The following is a 16,973-nucleotide window of genomic DNA, read 5'->3' as shown; positions in this document are numbered from 1 at the left end:
AGATTAAGCATGATTAAATCAGGAATGACTGGGTTGTTTTTCTTGTGCTTTAGCTGCCTGCCAGTGGGCCTCCATTTCATCTAGAGAGGCATCTTGTAGCGGCCGCTGGGCAGCGCTCAGTTCGCGTTCAACATGGCGAAAGCGGCGCTCAAATTTTGCATTAGTGGCGCGCAGGCACTGTTCAGGGTCTGCATTGAGCGTGCGGGCAAGATTAGTTACCGCAAACAGCAGATCGCCCACTTCTTCTTGGGCATGCCGCTGGTCACCGGCGGCGAGCGCCTCCTCGACTTCGGCCAACTCCTCACGAATTTTAGCTATCACGCCTTGAGCATCTGGCCAATCAAAGCCCACCCTTGCGGCCCGTTTAGACAGCTTGGCGGCGCGGCTAAGTGCAGGTAGCGTTCTCGGCACATTGTCGAGTACCGACGGCGTATCGGCGGCTCTTTCGGCACGCGCTCTTTCCTCACGTTCTTCGGCTTTCAGCGACTCCCAGCGGCTATTGACCTGCTGAGTTTGCACCTCTTCAGCGCTGACGCCCGGCGGACGCCGCGAGACAAGCGTGCCGCCGGGAAATACATGCGGATGACGGCGCAGCATTTTAGCGGTTAGCGTATCGACAATGTCAGCAAAGTCGAAGCGCTGCTCCTCTGCACCAAACTGGGCGTAATAAATCACTTGAAAAAGCAGGTCACCTAGCTCACCGGGCAGTTCATCAAAAGCACGTCGTTCAATGGCATCGGCCACTTCATACGCCTCTTCCAAGGTGTGCGGAACGATGCTGTCCCAATCCTGCTGCAGATCCCACGGGCAGCCCTGCTCACGATCGCGCAGTACCTGCATTAGGGTCAGCAGATCATCCATACGGTGGCGCATTATGCTCCTCCCTTACGACTTTGTTGATCGGGGTCGGCATTACGCAGGCGGCGCACTTCGGTGACGTTAGGCAACTGCTGAATGCGTGAAAACAGGCGACCCAGTGACTCAAGGCCGTCCACTTCCAGGGTAATCCGCAGACGAGCGATGCTCTCGTCGGTATTGGTTAAGGTATTGACGGCGAGCACGTTGACCTTTTCATTACCCAATAAGCTGGTGACATCACGCAGCAGCCCCGAACGATCCCAGGCTTGGATTTCAATCGTCACCGGATAGCGCGTCTGGGCACGCTCGCCCCACTCTACCTCGATAATGCGTTGAGGCTCGTCCAGGCGCAATTGCAGAATATTGCTGCAGTCCTGGCGATGAACGGTGACGCCACGCCCTTGAGTGATAAAGCCAACGATAGGCTCACCGGGCACCGGGCGGCAGCAATTCGCCATACTGGTTTTGAGATTACCCACGCCAAGCACGGTAATATCGCTTTTCGTAGCCTTGCTCGATTGACGCTTCGGCTTAGCGAGCAGCCGGTCGAGCTGCTCTTGGTCATCGGTCTCACCGAACAGCTGCTGCGCTTGGTGAAGCACTTGGCCAATGCGTAAATCACCGGCACCGATCGCGGCGTACATATCCTCAGCATTGAGGTAGTTCACGGCCTTCGCCAATCTAGGCAGATCAAGGTCTTCTACATCTAGACGGCGCATCTCGCGGTCAAACAGCGCTCGCCCTTCATCGAGGTTTTGATCCCTCGCCTGGTGCTTAAACCACGCTTGTATTTTGGCTCTGCCGCGAGAAGTTCGCACGTAGCCCAGGCTAGGGTTTAGCCAGTCGCGGCTCGGCCCGCCTTTAGTAGCCGTTAGAATTTCCACCTGCTGACCTGTTTTCAACTTATACGTCAGCGGCACAATGCGGCCGTTAATTTTGGCGCCCCGGCAGCGGTGGCCGATTTCCGTGTGCACGCGGTACGCAAAATCGATGGGCGTAGCAACGCGCGGCAAGTCAATCACGTGACCATCGGGGGTAAAAACATAGATACGGTCAGGGGCGACATCGCTGGACAGTCCCTCGCGAAGATCGCCAAAGCCGCCCACCTCGTCCTGCCACTCAAGCACTTGACGCAGCCAAGCGATTTTATCTTCGTAGCTTCGGCTTTTAGCGTTGGTATCGTGGCCTTTGTAGCGCCAGTGGGCGCAAACGCCAAGCTCGGCTTCTTCGTGCATGGCGAAGGTGCGAATCTGAATTTCCAGTACCTTGTTTTCCGGCCCCATAACGGCCGTATGCAGTGACTGATAGCCATTTTTTTTGGGGTTGGCGATATAGTCGTCGAACTCGTTAGGCACGTGATGCCAGCGCGAGTGGATAATCCCTAGCACGGTGTAGCAGTCGGTCACCTCAGGCACCAAAATGCGCACGGCGCGCACATCGTTCACCTGGGAAAAGTCGATCCGCTTGCGCTTCATCTTTCGCCAGATCGAGTAGATGTGCTTTGCGCGGCCATCCACGTCGTAGCGATGGATGCGCTGGGCTTCCATCAAGGCTTTGATGGTTTCTACAACGTCATGAATATACCTGTCGCGATCAAGACGCTTTTCCGCCAGCAGCTTAGCAATCGCTTTGTATTCATCTTCGTGCAAATAGCGAAACGAGAGGTCTTCCAGCTCCCACTTAAGTTGGCCAACCCCCAAACGATGCGCCAGCGGCGCATAAATGTCGGCAACCTCGCGGGCAACCTGTAAACACTTTTCCAGCGGCGCGTCTTTGACCTGTCGAAGCGCACAGGTACGCTCGGCGATTTTGATCAGCGCCACGCGCACATCGCTAACCATATTAACCAGCATTTTGCGCAGATTTTCCTGCTGATTATGCTGCCCCATAGCATGGTCAGGCGCTAGCGGGTAGCTGATAGCGGCCATTTGCAATACGCCATCAATTAGGCCAGAGACTTCACTGCCAAAACGCTTGGAGACGCCTTCAAGGCTGAGTAAGCCCTCTCGCACCGAGCGATAGAGCACAGCGGCTTCCAGGGTGGCTTGATCGAGCTTCAAATCACCTAAAATATCCGCCATTTCCAGCCCCATTCGGAAACTAGAGCCGGGTGACAGCCAAACGCGATGCGTACGCGGGGCCTCAAGTTCCAGCGTTTCGGCTAGCTTACAGGCGTCGATTAATCGCTCAGGATCCCTTAGGCGCACATCTTCTTGCAGGTGCGTTAACCATTTTTGTATGTCTACCTGCCCGCTAGCGGTGAGCGGCTGGTCTTCACGCACTTTTACCATGACAATAATTCATCCATTCAGAGAAGCGACTTCCACACGACCGCCTCCGTGGCTCGATGCGATGGGCGAACATAAGCCCCGGCACTTCCAACCTATCACCCTATAAAGCATCTACTTAACTAACAACAGCTTAAACACTATTTACTTATAACCATTTACTTAAGCACCCTCAGCTTCAAACAGCACCAGCGTTTCCATATGCGCAGTGTGAAGGAACATATCAGCGACGGCTACTTGCCTCACACGGTAACCCGCATGCACAAGATGTGCCGCATCTCGGGCAAGCGTTGCGGGATCACAGGAAATATAGGCCACTCTAGGCACGCGGTGATGTGCCAGCGCCTGACAAATCGCTTCACCGCCGATGCGCGGCGGATCAAGCACCAGCGCGTCACTATCGCGATGAGCGGCTAACAGCGCCTTAACGTTCGCGGGGTCGCTCAAATCCCCCTGCTCACTGCTCACCACCAGCTGATTACGCGCAGCGTTAGCGCCAATGCGCGCGACCATAGCGGGGTTCCCTTCTACTGCATGTACCTCAGCTCCGGCTGCCGCGATAGGCAGGCTGAAATTACCAATACCCGCAAACAGGTCGAGTATTTTTTGCCCAGGCTTGGGTGCTAGCCATGCAATCACCTGAGCCACCATTTGCTGGTTAACCTGGGCGTTGACCTGTAAAAAATCGCCCGGTGCAAAGCTCAGCGCTAGCGGCAGCTGCCCATCAAGCGTCAGCGATTCTTCTAGCACCGGCGGCGCACCATCCCAGTGCAGCGTGGGCGTTTCGCGCCCCAGCCAAGTGCCTAACGCTACCCGCTGGCCTTTTGCAAAGGCTTTCCAGCGCTCGGCGTCCGGCGCATGTTCTTTTAACTGACGCACTAAAACTACCTGCACGCTGGCCGTTGCCAGTAGTTCGATATGACCTACCTGGCGCGGAGCCTCTAGCGTTGTTAGCAGCTCACGCAGGGGCGCTAGCAGCTGCTGTAAGGAATCAACCAGTACCGGGCAACGCTCAATGTCGACCAGGCGATGGCTATGGGCCGCCCGAAAACCAAGATGGGTACTGCCTTGGCTATCCACTTTAACGCCTAGCCGAGCACGCCGCCGGTAGCCTAGGTCACTGCCCTGAATCGAGCCAATATCGCTCAGCGTAATACCTTGACGAGCAAAGAGGTCGCGCACTACTTCACGCTTATGCGCGCGCTGCGCAGCAATATTTAAATGCTGCAAATCGCAGCCGCCGCAGCGACCAAAATGCGGGCACGGTGGCGCTACGCGCTGCTCAGAGGTGGTCAGCAGTGTTTTGATATGCGCTTCATCAAAGCGTTTACGCGTCAAGTGAATGGCTACGTCAACCCGCTCACCCGGCAGTGCCTGAGCCACAAACACGGTTTTACCGTTGGCCGCGTGGGCAACGCCACGGCCATCGTGCGCTAAGCGTTCAATCACCAGCGGTGAGCTATCTTCGGAGAGGGCATGCACCCCTTTGCCACCTGGCGTACCCGCTAAGCCTGAATGTCCCGATGCAGGCCTTGGTGGCCGCCGCTTTCCCAACATGGCCATCGTTATACTCCTGGGGCAAAAAGGCCGGTGGAAAGATACCGGTCACCACGGTCACAGACGATAAACACGATCACAGCGTTTTCCGTTTGCTCGGCGATACGCAGCGCACCGGCCAAGCTACCACCGGAGGACACGCCCGCTAAGATGCCCTCTTCACGCGCTAGACGTCGCATGTGCTCTTCCGCCTCTTGCTGACCGATATCCAGCGTGACGTCCACGCGGGGGGCTTCAAAAATAGCCGGCAGATATTCTTTTGGCCAACGCCGTATTCCGGCAATACTGGCACCATCTGCAGGCTGCAAGCCAACAATTTGAATCGCCGGATTCTGCTCTTTCAAATAGCGCGATACGCCCATGATGGTACCGGTGGTGCCCATAGAACTCACAAAGTGTGTCACTTCACCGCCCGTTTGCTGCCATACCTCAGGGCCGGTAGTACGGTAATGCGCCAGCGGATTATCCGGGTTAGCGAACTGATTGAGCGGCTTACCCTCTCCTCTTGCGATCATGCCATCCGCAATGTCGCGTGCCCCTTCCATTCCGCCTGACTTGCTGGCCGAAATTAATTTCGCCCCGTAGGCGGCCATTGCCTGCTTACGCTCGTCCGAGGCGTTTTCCGGCATTACCAGCACCATCTGATAGCCTTTAATAGCCGCCGCCATGGCCAGCGCAATCCCGGTATTGCCTGAGGTTGCCTCTATCAGCGTATCGCCGGGAGAAATCTCACCGCGGGCTTCTGCCTCCATGAGCATAGACAGTGCCGGGCGGTCTTTAACCGACCCCGCGGGGTTATTACCTTCAAGTTTGGCTAGCAGCGTATTGTTACGCCCTGCGCTAATACGCTTCAGGCGCACCAGCGGCGTATTGCCCACCACATCTTCTAGCGTAGGATAGTTCTTGATATCGTTCTTGATATCGTTTTTGGGATCGCTCTTGAAATAGCTCATCGAACATTCCTTATCGTAACCGTTATGCTGCATTATATCGGTGCTGCCCCGGCCTGGACAGGCAACCTCATTGAATCAGCGAGCTTCTTTCATGTCTTTGAATACCCGTCTTCTGTTTGCCTTGCTCGGTTTACCGCTTGTGGTATATGCCATCATGGCCGTATTCCTGGTGATACAGAACGGTGCCCAGACGCATATCATGAAAAAAGAACGCCTAGAAAATGCTGTCGAACTGCTGACCCCCAGCCTCAGTGAGGCGATGGCTGACGCCGACGCTCAGCAGCTTAAGAACTTAGCGCGCCAGCTACTGAGCCTCAATGGACTACGAACGGTTGCGGTGTTTAATGAGCAAGGCAGTCGTGTATTGCTACTTGGCCAGTCTACGCCTGCGCCGCTGAGTGCACCGGTAAACCAGCAGCTTATTATTGATGACGAGATGTGGCGATTACGCATTCCACTCACGACGGTCAACGCTAGCGATTTAACTGTGCTGGGCTGGCTGGATGTAGAAATGGATATTCGTGCGCTGACTCTTGAGCGTTATAAATTGATTGCCAGCCTTAGTCTGGGCGGCATGCTGCTGGGGCTGCTGCTGTTTTTAATCGCCTTTGCCATCAGCCGATACGTTACCCGGCATATTGAAGAAGCCAATCAAGCTCTGTATCGGCTATCCCGCGACGACTATCAGCTGCGCTTAGCGCCCTCAGGGGCCGCGGAACTCTATCAGCTCTATACTCATGTCAATACGCTTGCGGAGCACTTTCAGCAGTCGCAGCGCGATATGCAAACGCAAATCGAGCAGGCAACAAGCGAGCTGCAAGAATCAATGAAAACCATTGAAGAACAGAACATAAAGCTCGATTTGGCTCATCGCAGCGCGCTGCGTGCAAACGCCGTAAAGTCTGAATTTCTTGCCAATATGAGCCATGAAATCCGCACACCGCTGAACGGCATTATCGGCTTTTGCCGGCTGTTGGGCCGCTCATCAATGGACACCCGCCAACAGGAATGGCTTAAACACGTGCATCGCGCCAGCGATAACCTGCTAATGCTGGTTAATGACGTGCTCGATTTTTCCAAGCTTGAGGCCAATCGCCTGACCCTTGAAGAAGCCGATATTGATATCGTGGCCCTGGTCGATGAGGTCATGGGGCTGCACGCGCCAGAAGCCCAGCGCAAGCAGCTGCATTTAGTGGCGATGGTATACGACGACGTGCCGACACCGCTGTGCGGCGACCCGCTACGCATCCATCAAGTATTGAACAACTTAATCAGCAATGCGCTTAAATTCACCCATCAGGGAGAGGTGATTGTTCGCGTCATGCTGGATAACTACGAAGGTCAGCATGTAGTGCTGAGCATCAGCGTTAGTGATACCGGCATTGGCTTAAGTGACATTCATCAACAGGCATTATTTAACGCGTTTACACAAGCAGAGCCCAGTCATTCGCGCCAGTTTGGCGGCACCGGCCTAGGGCTTACCATTTGCCGTCAGCTGATTGAACGTATGGGCGGCGAGATCAGCGTTGAAAGCGAGCTTGGCACGGGGACTACGTTCTCGTTTACGCTGCCAATGCTGGCGCATAAAGCCATTGAGCGCCCCCCGGAAATTAGCCTTAACAACCCCTCTATCCGCCTGTATGAAGAGCATCTTCCCACCCGGCATATGCTGGAGCATTTGCTTCAGCGCTGGCAAGCAAAGCCCATGTCATTGGATGCTCCAGAGCAGGAGCAGCTGCTAATTTTAGCGCTACAGCACAATGATTTTAGCCCCGAACGTCAAATCCACTGGCAAACCGTGATTGATCAAACCCCCTGCCCGGTGTTGATTTTAGCCAACAGCAATAGCTTTGATCTTCCGCCCATGCGCTTAACTCATGGCGGAGAAACGCTTTATAAGCCCTTTTCACGCGAGCAATTGGCAACGTCGCTGCACCAACTGCTGTTACCTACGCCCGTACCCAGCAAGCCTGCAGGCCACGCGAGCTTACCACCTACGGAATCGGCGATCTTAAAGCTGCTGATTGTGGACGATAATGCATCGAATCGGGAGCTGCTTAAAAGCATATTAGAAAGCCCGACGATTCACATCACGGCGGTAGACAGCGGTCATCACGCACTAGCATTCGCACGCAACAACAATGTTGACATGGTGCTTATGGATATTCGCATGCCGGGGCTAGACGGCGTTCAGACCACTCGCGCGCTGCGCCGCCTGAGCCGCACCTGGGCACGCTGTCCGATCGTTGCCGTTACCGCCCATGCACTCAGCAGTGAGCGCGAAAAGTGGCTGGCGGAAGGTTTAGATGACGTACTCATTAAACCCATCGACGAGGCGCAGCTGCACCAGCTACTGCGTCGGTTTTTAGGCCATACCCATCGGCTTGCTGATTTTACAGCGCCAGCGTCCTCACCGAGCAGCGCTAAAATGGCCACTAAGCCACGCTATGCCAACACCGCGCCTGCGACATTACCGGCGGTAGATTTGGAGCTGGGGGCGCACCTGGCGGGCGGAAAAGAAGGCCTAGCGCGCGAGCAGCTAACGCGGCTAATTGATAGCCTTGAAGAGAGTGAACAGCAGATGCGCCGTGCTTACGCACAGCAAAATTTGGCGACGCTGCTAGATTGGGTACACGGTTTGAATGGCGCTAGCCGCTACTGCGGGGCGCCTGAATTGGCGCTGCTGGTAGAAACGCTGGAAACTCGCCTGCGTACCAGTGGCTTAGACCATGTAAAGCAGCTCTTAGAAGACCTTTACCGCGCCATGGCAAGGCTGCGCACGCATCGCACGCTGCTACTTAAACATTAATGCAGATTCTTTCAACAAACGCCTGCTGGCTAAGCGGTTAGCGTTCAAGTACAACGAACGCCACCGCATATTCCGCTTCATCGCTTAGCGTGACATGACTTGCCGTGACGCCCGCCGCTAGCAGAAGCCGTTCGGCATCGCCACTGAGCACAAAATGTGGCTTGCCCAGGGTGTCGTTAAGTACCTGAATATCACTCCACTGCATGCCTTCTCGCAGACCCAGCCCAAGCGCTTTCACAAACGCTTCTTTAGCGGCAAATCGTTTGGCCAAGAAGGCAGCAGGCTGTGACTTTTGCAGCCATGCTGCATGCTCATCAGGGCCTAAAATACGCTGAGCAAAGCGCGGCCCGTGACGTTGCACAGCCAGTGCAAAGCGTTCAACGCGGGCAATGTCAGAGCCAATTCCCACAATCATCGCCAACATAACCTCTAAAAAAGAAACCTCTCATTAATGCCCACAGCATCCATTATGGCGATGTTCAGAATCGCCTTCATGGCCAGCGCTCTCGCCATGTGAATGATCGTGTTCTAGATCATGGGCATCTAATGCTGCCATTAAGCCCGCCTCTTGACCGGCAATTATCAGGCGTTTCATCTCCTGCACGGCCTCTTTCAGACCCACGAAAAGCGCGCGCGCAATGATGGCGTGACCAATATTGAGCTCATTAACGCCCGGCAATGCGGCAATCGCCTCAACGTTGTGGTAATGCAAACCGTGACCGGCATTGACAACTAAACCCAGCGACACGGCATGAGTCGCGGCAACGGTTAAGCGATGGTATTCCGCATTTGCGGCATCACTACCGGGCCGGGCCTCGGCATAAGCACCGGTGTGCAGCTCGATAGTGGGTGCACCAGCACGGTGGGCTGCGTCAATCTGAGCTTCCTCAGGATCAATAAATAGCGAAACATCACAGCCTGCTGCGCGCAAACGCTGGCAAGCGCCTTCAATCGCGTCAAAGCCACCCACGACATCCAAGCCGCCCTCCGTGGTTAACTCTTCACGTTTTTCAGGCACTAAGCAGACGTGCGCAGGACGCACCTCCTCAGCCAGAGCCAGCATCTCTTCGGTAACGGCCATTTCCAAGTTCATGCGCGTATTAAGCACTTCAGCCAAAATGCGCACGTCTCGCGGCTGTATATGGCGGCGGTCTTCGCGCAAATGCACCGTAATGCCATCAGCACCGGCTTCTTCGGCGACTAACGCCGCCTGCACGGGGTCGGGATAACGCGTGCCTCGGGCTTGGCGAAGTGTCGCAATGTGATCAATATTGACGCCTAACAGTATCCGAGGGGGATGCATAGTGCCTCCAACGCAGCAAGAAGATAAGAGTTCATAAATTATAAAATACTGTCATTAAGAGCGATGACGACGGCGAGCCAAATCAAGCATCAGCTCTCGTGAGCGCAACACAGCGGTGCCTAGATGAGGCGCCAGCGCCGCACGCATAACGGCTTTAAGCGCATTGGCAAGCCCTTCATGCTGCCAATCGCCTTGCTCAATGTAGCGTAGCGTTCGGCCGTCTAAGCCGCGCTCGGCCGCTGCAAACGTTCTGCTCGGGGCATCGAAACGATAGCGCAGATGGGGGTCTAAAACGCCACCGTCAAGCGTCGTAAACTGCGGCGTTGCCTCCAGCGTTTCTAGCAGCGCCCATTCATAGCGGCGCAGCGCCAGCGCACGCTCGGCAGGAACCGGCAACGCTTCTAACAGCACCGTATAAAACGCGAACACGTCCGGCGCCGACAGCTCTAATGGCATAAGCCGAGTGGCGATTTCATTCGCATATAGCCCGCACAGCAGCCCTTCACCGGCCAATAGCGCCGTTTGCCCGCGAGACTCCATCAGCGTAAGCCGCTTCAGCTCACGTGTGCCTTGCCAAGTCACAAAGAGCGGCGTGAAAGGCTGCAAGCGCTGGCGCGACTTTGAGCCCGGCCGCTGACCGCCATGAGCAACAGCACGCACCCGACCGTGATTGAGCGTTAGTAAGTCAACTAACGCGCTGGTTTCACGGTAAGGCCGCCGGTGCAGCAAAAAAGCCGGCTCCGGCGGCATTGCTAGGCTCAATCTAGGTCGTAACCCAGGCTTTTCAACGCGCGCTCGTCGTCAGACCAGCCGCGTTTTACTTTAACCCATAGGTTGAGCATTACTTTCGTGTCTAGCGCGCGCTCCATATCCAGGCGCGCCTCACGGCCAATGCTCTTGATACGATCGCCGTTTTCACCAATCAGTATGACCTTCTGACCTTGGCGCTCGACCAGAATCAACGCGCTGATGTGCGTCACCCGCTCTGTTTCACGAAACTCTTCAATTTCAACGGTCATCTGATAGGGCAGCTCATCACCCAGTTGGCGCATGACTTTTTCACGCACCATCTCAGCCGCCATAAAGCGCATGCTTTTGTCGGTAATCTGGTCTTCCGGGAAAAAGTGAACGCTTTCAGGAAGGTATCTAGCCACCTCGTCTTCTAGCGTATCTACCTGGGTGCCGTGCTTGGCGGAAATGGGCACCACTGCGGCGAAATCGCGACGCGCGCCGACCTCTGCCAACCACGGCAGCAGGTCGCCTTTTTCACTCAGCCGATCAACTTTGTTAACGGCAAGAATCACCGGCGCTTTTACATGTTCCAAGCGCTTAAGAACGGCCTGGTCTTCTTCCGTCCAGCGGGTGCGGTCGATGATGAAGACCACGCAATCAACATCGCGCAACGCCTGGGTAGCCGCTTGGTTCATAAAGCGGTTAATCGCCTTATTACGATCTTTGGACATAATATGCATGCCCGGGGTATCGACATAGACGAACTGCGTCTCTTCAACCGTTTTAATGCCCATCACCTTATGCCGCGTGGTCTGCGGGCGTCGTGATGTAATTGACACCTTCTGCCCTAGAATACGGTTCATGAGGGTGGACTTGCCCACGTTGGGTCGACCGACAATGGCAACGAATCCACAGGATTGGCTCATGATTTGTCTCCAGGACTTTTTTCAAGATACGAAAGCGCTTCTTCTGCCGCCTGCTGTTCAGCATGGCGGCGGCTAGGGCCTTTACCGGTGGTATGCTCAGTCAGCAGGTCAATATAGCATTCCACGGTAAAGGTCTGGGCATGCGCCTCACCCTTTACGCAGACAACTTCATAGCGCGGCAATGCCGCTTGGCGCGACTGAAGAAATTCCTGCAGCCGGGTTTTGGGATCTTTTTGGGTATCTTGTAGCGAGATATTGCCAAGCCGTTCTGCGTACCAATCCAACACGCGATCGCGCACAACGTCCATGCCGGCATCCAGATAGATGGCGCCAATAATGGCTTCAACCGCATCTGCCAAAATCGATTCGCGGCGATGTCCGCCGCTTTTCATTTCGCCAGACCCTAGCCGCAAACATTCGCCAAACTCCATTTCACGCGCAAGCTCAGCCAAGGTTTGGCCTTTGACTAATCGCGCGCGCAGGCGTGAAAGCTGGCCTTCACGTGCCTGTGGAAAGCGCTGAAAAAGCGTTTCGGCAATTACAAAATTGACAATAGAGTCACCTAGGAACTCCAGGCGCTCATTGTTACGACCACCGAAGCTGCGGTGGGTCAAGGCCAACTCCAATAGCATATCATCGCCAAAGGTATGGCCGATTCGTCGGCAAAAAGCGTTCAAGGAATTACTCACAGCTCTCCTACGTCATTGACGTTAACTAAAGTGACATAACTGACTAAACTCAACGAAAGCTGAACATTCATTCAATGCGCCGCACGCTGGTAAAACTCGGCAACCCGCCGTCCCAGTGCATCCATACTGCAAAAGCACGGCCGACAATATTCTCTTCCGGCACAAAGCCCCAATAGCGGCTGTCGTTGGAATGATCACGATTGTCACCCATCATGAAATAGTGCCCTGCAGGCACTTCGACTTCACGCATTTGCGGGCCAGGGTTGCGCGGGTTGTTATAAACAAAGTGATCAGCGTCGCCTAGCGTTTCTGCTAGCAACAGCTGTTCAGGAGAAGCCTCGGGGCCCTCTTCAACCAGCTCTTTGTCAATCGGCTCGCCGTTGATGTAAAGCTGCTTACCTTCATAGCGAATGAGGTCTCCCGGCAACCCCACTACGCGCTTGATAAAGTTCACCGAAGGGTCATCAGGAAAGCGGAACACCATGACATCGCCACGCTCAGGATCATCAACGTCGATAAAACGGGTGTTCACCACCGGCAACCGCAGGCCGTAGGAAAACTTGTTGACCAAGATAAAGTCGCCCACTTCGAGCGTAGGTCGCATTGAACCCGAGGGAATCTGAAACGGCTCAACAATAAAGCTGCGCACCACAAGCACGATCAACAGCACCGGAAAAAACGAACGGGCGTAATCGACTGGCCACGGCTCTTTCAGCAGCTTTTCACGGGTGGGCTCGTCTAATCCTTCCTGGGTATTGGCATCAGCTGTTGCGACGCGCTGGCGACGTTTAGGCCTTAACAGCACCACGTCGAGCAGGTAGATAACACCCGAAAGCGCAACGGCGAGTACCAGAAGTAATGAAAAATCCATGAGCGATATTCTTTCCTAGTCGTTAACCTTGAGCACGGCAAGGAAGGCATCCTGAGGGATTTCCACACGCCCTACCTGTTTCATGCGTTTCTTACCCGCTTTCTGTTTCTCGAGCAGTTTCTTCTTACGGCTAACATCGCCGCCATAACACTTAGCCGTTACGTTTTTACGCAGTGCTTTTACCGTTGAGCGGGCCACGACCTGCCCACCGATAGCGGCCTGAATAGCCACATCAAACATCTGCCGCGGGATCAGCTCTTTCATCTTCTCCACCAGCAAACGACCGCGATGATGGGCGTGATCGCGGTGGATAATAACCGCTAGCGCGTCTACTTTATCGCCATTAATAAGCACATCAAGGCGCACCAACTTGGCCTCTTCAAAGCGCTCGAAGTTATATTCAAGCGATGCATAGCCTTTGGAGATCGACTTCAAACGGTCAAAGAAGTCCATAACCACTTCCGACATGGGCAATTCATAGGCCAGCTGAATCTGATTACCCAGGAACTGCATGTCTCGCTGAGTACCACGGCGCTGTTCGCATTCCGTAATAACGTTGCCAACATACTCCTGAGGAACCAAAATATTAGCGCGCACCACCGGCTCGCGCATTTCATCAACATCGGCCATATCTGGCAATTTAGACGGGTTGGAGACGTAGTTAAGGTCACCATTTTTCATCGCCAGCTCATAGACAACGGTCGGCGCGGTGGTGAGCAGATCAATATCATACTCACGCTCAAGCCGCTCCTGAACGATTTCCATGTGCAGCGTGCCCAGAAAGCCCACCCGGAAACCAAAACCCAATGCATCGGAGTTTTCAGGTACATAGGCAAGCGAGGCATCGTTAAGCGCCAGCTTCTCAAGGGCGTCACGAAAATCTTCGTAATCATCCGCACTCACCGGGAACATGCCGGCGTAAACCTGCGGCTTAACTTTCTGAAAACCGGGCAACCGTTCTACATCGGGTGTTTTAGTGTGGGTAATGGTATCGCCCACAGGCGCGCCGTGAATCTCTTTGATACCAGCCACAACAAAGCCTACCTCACCGGCACGCAGAATATCGGTCTGCTTGCGCATGGGGGTAAAAACACCCACTTCCGTGGCGCTCCAGTCGCGGCCTGTCGATTTGATGCGCAGCTTATCGCCTTTGCGTAGCGTGCCATCAAATAGCCGCACCAGCGAGACAACGCCTAGATAGTTATCAAACCAGGAGTCAATAATCAGTGCTTGCAGCGGCGCATCTGGATCACCTTTGGGCGGCGGAATATCGCGCACTAGGCGCTCTAAAAGCGCATCAATACCAATGCCGCTTTTGGCGGACACCTGGCAGGCATCGGTCGCATCCAGACCAATAATTTCTTCAATCTCTTGCGCCACCCGGTCAGGATCAGCTTGGGGCAGATCGATCTTATTCAGCACGGGCAGGACTTCTAGGCCTTGCTCAATGGCGGTATAGCAGTTTGCGACCGACTGAGCTTCCACGCCCTGTGCGGCATCAACAACTAATAGCGCACCTTCACAGGCATAAAGCGAACGGGATACTTCGTAGGAGAAATCGACGTGGCCCGGCGTGTCGATAAAGTTCAGCTGGTAAACTTGTCCATCGCTTGCGGTGTAATCCAGCGTGACCGACTGAGCCTTAATGGTAATACCGCGCTCACGCTCGATGTCCATGGAATCAAGCACTTGCTCTTTGAGCTCTCGTGCGGTTAAGCCGTCACAGGTCTGAATAAGACGATCAGAGAGCGTCGATTTACCATGATCGATATGCGCGATGATGGAGAAATTGCGTATGTGCTTAAGTTTTCCGTTGGGAACGTCTTGGGACATCGATTCTGTTCTGCCTTAGTGGTACGCAAGCGGCCTCAGCTGCAGGCCGCTTCGAGAATTCAAAGCTCGAAAACAGCTGCCATTTTTTTCATAAAGGCTATTTTCGACAAAAAGATAATCGCTATTGTAGCGATATGCGCAGGATAGGAACAGCAGTCCGGCGAGAACCGCCGGACTAGGCGTGAAAAAAGCTGGGTTATTCCAGGCGTAACGCGACAAAAAGCGAGCGGCCTTCGCGGAATAGACGTATTGGAATGGCGCGATCAGAGGGCAATTCTTCGACAATCTTCATCAGCTCGTCTGACGAGGATACGCTGCGATGATCAACACTCACCAGCACATCACCGGGACGAATGCCGGCATCAGCAGCGACGCTGTCAGGCTCAACCTGGCGAACTTCTACACCGCCAGGAATACTTAGCTGCTCGCGCGCCTCTTCGCCAACTTCTGCCACCGTTACTCCAAGGCGCACCTGATTATTACTACCGGCTTGGTCAGACTGCTCTTCCATGTCTGGCCAGCTGCCCAGCTCAACGGACTGAGAAATTTCCTCACCGTCGCGAATCAAGGTTAGCGCTATCTCCGAACCAGGCTCCCCACGGCCAATCAGGCGCGGCAATGAGCTGGAGCGTTCGACCTCTTCACCATTCACCTGAATAATCACATCGCCCGCTTGTAAACCACCCTGCGCGGCAGGCCCTTCAGGATCGAGATCAGCAATCAAGGCGCCAATAGCGTTTTCCATACCGAAAGATTCTGCTAGATCGCGTGAGACAGGCTGAATCATTACGCCCAGCCAGCCGCGATCTACCCGGCCATTTTCACGCAGCTGATCCACCACATCCATCGCCACGTTAATTGGAATCGCAAACGAGACACCCATAAAGCCGCCGCTGCGGGTAAAAATTTGCGAGTTAATACCCACCACTTCACCGGTTAAGTTAAACAGCGGCCCGCCCGAATTACCGGGGTTGATAGCGACATCCGTCTGAATAAAAGGCACATAAGCATCGCTTGGCAGAGTGCGATTAATCGCACTAACGATACCCGCTGTGACCGAGTGATCAAAACCAAAGGGCGAGCCAATGGCGGCAACCCACTCGCCTACCTTCAGCTCGTCGGAATCACCCATGCTCAGTGTCGGCAGGTCGTTTGCATCAATCTTCAGCAACGCCACGTCAGTTTGTGGGTCAGAGCCAATCAGTTCGGCATTCAGCTCACGGCGGTCGTTCAGGCGCACCAATATTTCATCAGCATCCTGAACCACATGAGCGTTGGTCATGACATAGCCGTCATCACTAATGACAAACCCAGAGCCTAACGACTGACGCTCTTCACTGCGCCCCTGCCCGCCATCGGGGGGCGATGGTAGGTTATCTCCAAAAAAATGCCGAAAAATTTCCGGAACTTCCTGGCCACCAAGCCCTTCAGATCCTGGCGCATTACTGCGTTGAATCGTTCGGCTCGTCGAGATATTCACCACGCCAGGCGCGGCGGCTTCAACAAGCTCGGTAAAATCAGGCAGGCTTTGGGCATTAGCAGCCTGCCCAACGGTTAGTAATGCCACCATGCAAACCCAGAGCGTGGAAGGGAGAATCAAGCGCTTCATGCAAGAGCTCCTGCTGAACGTAATAATCATCAAAGGGTCGTGCAACTCATAGCGAGGTGCGGGAGAATTAACTGACCAAGCGCGGGCGAAAGCGTTCACTTCGCTCACGCAATAATACTTTCATACTAATCGCACCCGCGACTAGGGCCGCAAAAAACACCAGTGGCGCAAGCCATTGGGCGGAGCTTACAAACGGGGCTAAGCCAGCCAACAACAGCGCCGCCACTAAGGGGAGCGCATATACAAAAAAAGCCAGCAGCGTAACAGAGGTTCGCGGCAGGCTTATGGTGACCTGTTGGCCTAATGGATAGCATTGTTCAATTGACTGGTCGGTATCTACTGGGGCTTCTCGAGAAAGCACGACGACTAATTGCTGGCTACGCTGCCGGGCCAGCAGCCCTACTCCGCAGCCTCGCCCCTTAGCGCACTGCTCGCAGCCTTGTTGAGCGGCCACCTCGACAACAAGCCCGTAATTAGCATGAGCAACGATCGTGGCCACGCGCAGCAGTGAGGCACAGGTAGTTTCTGTCACCATTCGGCCTCTC

Annotated in this window: 14 protein-coding genes; 1 reads left to right on the top strand and 13 read right to left on the bottom strand. The window is 54.6% G+C overall.

What is annotated here, in order from left to right:
• Positions 1-18 precede the first annotated feature (18 nt).
• The 4 genes from mazG to cysM form a co-directional block, all read right to left on the bottom strand.
• Positions 19-873 carry a nucleoside triphosphate pyrophosphohydrolase gene (mazG, locus tag KUO20_RS06735; RefSeq protein ID WP_235042099.1) on the bottom strand — a complete coding sequence of 285 codons (855 nt, stop codon included), beginning with the start codon at positions 871-873 and terminating at the stop codon, positions 19-21.
• Positions 873-3,149 (bottom strand): GTP diphosphokinase, encoded by a 2,277-nt coding sequence (relA, locus tag KUO20_RS06730; protein ID WP_235042098.1) that lies wholly within the window; start codon positions 3,147-3,149, stop codon positions 873-875. The genes mazG and relA overlap by 1 nt, the downstream gene beginning before the upstream one ends.
• 159 nt (positions 3,150-3,308) lie before the next feature.
• Complete coding sequence (gene rlmD / locus KUO20_RS06725) at positions 3,309-4,709, bottom strand: 23S rRNA (uracil(1939)-C(5))-methyltransferase RlmD (RefSeq protein ID WP_235042097.1); 1,401 nt, start codon at positions 4,707-4,709, stop codon at positions 3,309-3,311.
• A gap of 2 nt (positions 4,710-4,711) precedes the next feature.
• On the bottom strand, positions 4,712-5,656 hold the full coding sequence (gene cysM, locus KUO20_RS06720; RefSeq protein ID WP_235042096.1) for a cysteine synthase CysM: 945 nt from the start codon (positions 5,654-5,656) through the stop codon (positions 4,712-4,714).
• Between the two features lie 91 nt (positions 5,657-5,747).
• Here cysM and KUO20_RS06715 point away from each other — a divergent pair, with 91 nt between their 5' ends.
• Positions 5,748-8,465 (top strand): ATP-binding protein, encoded by a 2,718-nt coding sequence (locus tag KUO20_RS06715; protein WP_235042095.1) that lies wholly within the window; start codon positions 5,748-5,750, stop codon positions 8,463-8,465.
• Between the two features lie 37 nt (positions 8,466-8,502).
• Here the strand turns inward: KUO20_RS06715 and acpS are convergent, their stop codons facing one another.
• The 9 genes from acpS to KUO20_RS06670 all read right to left on the bottom strand — a co-directional run bounded on the left by acpS (position 8,503) and on the right by KUO20_RS06670 (position 16,963).
• Entirely contained in the window at positions 8,503-8,880 is a 378-nt protein-coding gene (gene acpS, locus KUO20_RS06710) for a holo-ACP synthase (protein WP_235042094.1), read from the bottom strand.
• A 33-nt stretch (positions 8,881-8,913) separates the two neighbouring features.
• Positions 8,914-9,768 carry a pyridoxine 5'-phosphate synthase gene (pdxJ, locus tag KUO20_RS06705; RefSeq protein WP_235042093.1) on the bottom strand — a complete coding sequence of 285 codons (855 nt, stop codon included), beginning with the start codon at positions 9,766-9,768 and terminating at the stop codon, positions 8,914-8,916.
• A 54-nt stretch (positions 9,769-9,822) separates the two neighbouring features.
• Positions 9,823-10,518, bottom strand: a complete 696-nt coding sequence (gene recO / locus KUO20_RS06700) for a DNA repair protein RecO (protein WP_235042092.1) — start codon at positions 10,516-10,518, stop codon at positions 9,823-9,825.
• A gap of 8 nt (positions 10,519-10,526) precedes the next feature.
• Positions 10,527-11,426: a GTPase Era gene (era, locus tag KUO20_RS06695; protein ID WP_235042091.1), complete on the bottom strand. Its 900-nt coding sequence runs from the start codon at positions 11,424-11,426 to the stop codon at positions 10,527-10,529.
• A complete protein-coding gene (rnc, locus tag KUO20_RS06690; RefSeq protein ID WP_235042090.1) occupies positions 11,423-12,115 on the bottom strand; it encodes a ribonuclease III in 693 nt (230 codons plus the stop codon). The genes era and rnc overlap by 4 nt, the downstream gene beginning before the upstream one ends.
• 67 nt (positions 12,116-12,182) lie before the next feature.
• Positions 12,183-12,986 (bottom strand): signal peptidase I, encoded by an 804-nt coding sequence (gene lepB / locus KUO20_RS06685; protein ID WP_235042089.1) that lies wholly within the window; start codon positions 12,984-12,986, stop codon positions 12,183-12,185.
• 15 nt (positions 12,987-13,001) lie between these two features.
• Positions 13,002-14,819: a translation elongation factor 4 gene (gene lepA / locus KUO20_RS06680; RefSeq protein WP_235042088.1), complete on the bottom strand. Its 1,818-nt coding sequence runs from the start codon at positions 14,817-14,819 to the stop codon at positions 13,002-13,004.
• Between the two features lie 196 nt (positions 14,820-15,015).
• Positions 15,016-16,428, bottom strand: a complete 1,413-nt coding sequence (locus KUO20_RS06675) for a DegQ family serine endoprotease (protein WP_235042087.1) — start codon at positions 16,426-16,428, stop codon at positions 15,016-15,018.
• A gap of 67 nt (positions 16,429-16,495) precedes the next feature.
• Positions 16,496-16,963: a SoxR reducing system RseC family protein gene (locus KUO20_RS06670; protein ID WP_235042086.1), complete on the bottom strand. Its 468-nt coding sequence runs from the start codon at positions 16,961-16,963 to the stop codon at positions 16,496-16,498.
• Positions 16,964-16,973: the final 10 nt, after the last annotated feature.

It is taken from the genome of Vreelandella profundi (assembly GCF_019722725.1).
GTDB lineage: Bacteria > Pseudomonadota > Gammaproteobacteria > Pseudomonadales > Halomonadaceae > Vreelandella > Vreelandella profundi.
Note: the sequence above shows the minus strand (reverse complement) of the source record. Positions and strands in the feature narration are given on the sequence as shown.